Origin of the sequence: Kitasatospora sp. NPDC008050, assembly GCF_042957465.1 — a bacterium.
GTDB lineage: Bacteria > Actinomycetota > Actinomycetes > Streptomycetales > Streptomycetaceae > Kitasatospora.
Map to the genome: position 1 here is coordinate 1 of NZ_JBIBIJ010000057.1, position 3746 is coordinate 3746.

Sequence of the window (3746 nt, forward strand, 5' to 3'; positions counted from 1 at the left end):
CCGTCCTCGGTGGTGGTCTCGGGCGAGCCCCAGGCCCTGGAGACCCTGCTGACCGACTGCGAGGAGCGGGGGGTCCGGGCGCGGCGCATCGCGGTCGACTACGCCTCGCACTCCGCGCAGGTCGAAGCTCTGGAGGCGGAGCTGCTCACGGCCCTGGCCCCGGTGCGCCCGGTGTCGTCGACGGTGGCGTTCTACTCCACCGTGACGGGTGAGCCGATCGACACCGCGGTGATGGACGCCGGCTACTGGTACCGCAACCTGCGCGAGACCGTCCGGTTCGAGACCGCGGTACGGGCCCTGGCCGCCGACGGCCTGCACGCCTTCATCGAGGCCAGCCCGCACCCGGTGCTCACCGTCCCGGTCCAGGAGACCCTTGAGGACGCCCTCGACGGGCGCACCGAACCCGTCGTCATCGGCTCACTGCGCCGGGGCGAGGGCGGCACCGCCCGCTTCCTCACCTCCCTCGCGGAGGCCTACGTCCACGGGGTCACGGTCGACTGGACCGCCGTCCTGGCCGGCCGCGACGCCCACCGCATCGACCTGCCCACCTACGCCTTCCAGCACGAGCGCTTCTGGCTGGAGGGAGTCTCGTTCGGGTCGGTAGGCCGCCCCATGGCGGCCCCGGCGGACGACCGTCAGCCGATCGACGACTCGGCGGCCGCCGAACTGCGCCAGCGCCTCGCCGCGCTCACCGAGCCGGAGCGCGAGGCCCTGCTGCTGGACCTCGTCCGCACCCAGGCGGCCCTGGTGCTGGGCCACCGCTCGTCCGGCGTCATCACGGCGGCGAAGCCGTTCAAGGAGCTGGGCTTCGACTCGGTCACGGCGATGGAGCTGCGCAATCGCCTGAACGCCGCGACCGGACTGCGGCTGCCCGCCACCCTGGTCTTCGACCACCCCAGCCCGACCGCTCTCGCGGCCTTCGTCGGCGCCCGGCTCGCGGGCGAGAAGCCGGGCACCGGGATGTCCGCTCCGGTGCTGCGCTCCCCGACGCTCGACGACGAGCCGCTGGTGATCGTCGGCATGGCCTGCCGCTTCCCGGGGGGCGTCGCCTCGCCGGAGGACCTGTGGCGCCTGGTCGACGAGCGCCGTGACGAGGTCTCGGCCCTGCCCGCCGACCGTGGCTGGCAGACCTCCGGCGTTCCCGCCATGGCCCAGGGCGCTTTCCTCTACGACGCGGGCGAGTTCGACGCCGAGTTCTTCGGGATCTCGCCGCGTGAGGCACTGGCGATGGACCCGCAGCAGCGGCTGCTGCTGGAGACCTCCTGGGAGGCGCTGGAGCGCTCGGCCATCAAGCCCACCTCGCTGCGCGGCAGCCGGACCGGCGTGTTCGTCGGCGGCAGCGGCCAGGAATTCAGCATGCTGATGGCCAACGCCCCCGACTCCGTTGCCGGTTATGCGCTGACGGGTGCCTCGGGCAGTGTGATGTCGGGTCGGGTGTCGTACGTGCTGGGCCTGGAGGGTCCGGCGGTGACGGTGGACACGGCGTGCTCGTCGTCGTTGGTGGCGTTGCACCTGGCGGTGCAGGCGCTGCGCAACGGTGAGTGTGATCTGGCGCTGGCCGGCGGTGTGACCGTGATGTCGACGCCGGGTGCGTTCGCGGAGTTCTCGCGGCAGGGCGGCCTGGCCGGGGACGGCCGGTGCAAGGCGTTCTCCGCCGATGCGGACGGCACCGGGTGGGGTGAGGGCGTCGGCATGGTGGTGGTCGAGCGGCTGTCGGATGCGCGGCGCAACGGCCATGAGGTGCTGGCGGTGGTTCGGGGCAGTGCGGTGAACCAGGACGGTGCGTCGAACGGTCTGACGGCGCCGAACGGTCCCTCGCAGCAGCGGGTGATCCGTCAGGCGCTGGCCAACGCGGGGCTGTCGGCCGCCGAGGTGGACGTGGTGGAGGCGCACGGGACGGGGACGACGCTGGGTGACCCCATCGAGGCGCAGGCGCTGCTGGCCACCTACGGTCAGGACCGCCCCGCCGACCGGCCGTTGTGGCTGGGGTCGCTGAAGTCGAACATCGGCCACACCCAGGCCGCGGCCGGTGTGGGCGGTGTGATCAAGATGGTCATGGCGCTGCGTCAGGGCGTGCTCCCGGCGACGCTGCACGCCGATCGGCCCACCACCTACGTGGACTGGTCGGAAGGCGCGGTGGAACTGCTGACGCAGGCCCGGGAGTGGCCGCAGACCGGCGTGCCGCGCCGGGCCGGCGTCTCGTCGTTCGGTATCAGCGGCACCAACGCCCACATGATCCTGGAGCAGGCGCCCGCCGAGGAGCCCGCACCGACCACCTCGGAGGTCTCCGGGCCGGTCCCGTGGATTCTGTCGGCCCGGACCGGGACCGCCCTGCGTGAGCAGGCCGGCCGGCTGCTGTCGTCCGTGACCGAGGACGCACCGGCCGGGCTCGCCGACCTCGGGTACGCGCTGGCGGCCACCCGGGCCGAGCTGGAGCACCGTGCGGTGCTCGTCGGCGAGGACCGGTCGTCCTTCCTGGACGGCCTGGCCGCCGTTGCCGAGGGACGTGCGGCCGCCGAGGTCCTGCTGGGTACGGCCGTGGAGGGACGGCTCGCCGTCATGTTCTCCGGCCAGGGCTCCCAGCGACTCGGCATGGGGCGTGAACTGTACGACCGCTTCCCGCAGTTCGCGGCGGCATTCGACGCGGTCTGCGAGGAGTTCGACCCGCTCCTGGACCGGCCGCTGAAGCAGGTGGTGTTCGCCGAGCCGGACTCCGCGGACGCCCTCCTGATCGACGAGACCCGCTTCACCCAGCCCGCGCTCTTCGCGGTCGAGGTCGCCCTGTTCCGCCTGGCCGAGGGCTGGGGCGTGCGGCCCGACTACCTGCTGGGACACTCGATCGGCGAGCTGGCGGCCGCCCACGTGGCGGGCCTCTGGTCCCTGCCGGACGCCTGCAAGGTGGTCGCGGCCCGGGGCCGGCTGATGCAGGCGCTGCCGGACGGCGGCGCGATGTTCGCGCTGGAGGCCGGCGAGGCCGAGGTCGCGGAGCTGCTGGCCGAGGCCGACGCCACGGCCGGTGTCGTGGGGATCGCCGCGGTCAACGGCCCGGCCGCGGTCGTGGTCTCCGGCGACCGGGCGGCGGCTGCGCAGATCGCCGGTCTCCTGGCCGAACGCGGCCGGAAGACACGGAAGTTGACGGTCTCGCACGCCTTCCACTCGGCGCTGATGGAGCCGATGCTGGCCGAGTTCGCCGCGGTGCTGGCCGAGGTGGCTTTCGAGGCGCTCCGGGTGCCCCTGGTGTCGAACGTGACCGGGACCATGGCCGGCGCGGAGATCCGCACCCCGGAGTACTGGGTCGAGCACGTCCGGGCGAGCGTGCGGTTCGCCGCGGGTGTGGAGGCCCTGCGCTGCGAGGGCGTGACGTGGTTCCTGGAGGTCGGCCCGGACGGTGTGCTGGCCGCGATGGCTCAGGACTGCCTGATCGACGAGCCCGGGGTCTCGGTCGCGGCGGTGGCACGCCGTGAGCGCCCCGAGGTGGCGACCCTGCTGGGCGCGCTGGGCCGGCTGTACGTGCACGGTGCCGGTGTGGACTGGGCCGCCGTGCTGGGCGGCCGTGCCGACCGTCGGGTTGATCTGCCGACGTATGCGTTCCAGCGGGAGCGGTTCTGGCTTGAGGGTGGGGCTGGGGTTGGGGTTGGTGGGTCTGGTGTTGGTGTGGTGGATGGGGTTGAGGGTGCGTTCTGGGGTGCGGTGGAGCGTGGGGATGTGGAGGGTGTGGTGTCGGTGGTTGGTGGTGGGGATGGTTG

At 73.1% G+C, this 3746-nt stretch carries 1 protein-coding gene; it reads left to right on the forward strand.

The window, feature by feature from the left end; genetic code table 11:
- A partial coding sequence (locus ACFZB9_RS36800) for an acyltransferase domain-containing protein (protein WP_391454515.1) occupies positions 1 to 3746 on the forward strand: 3746 nt, incomplete at both ends.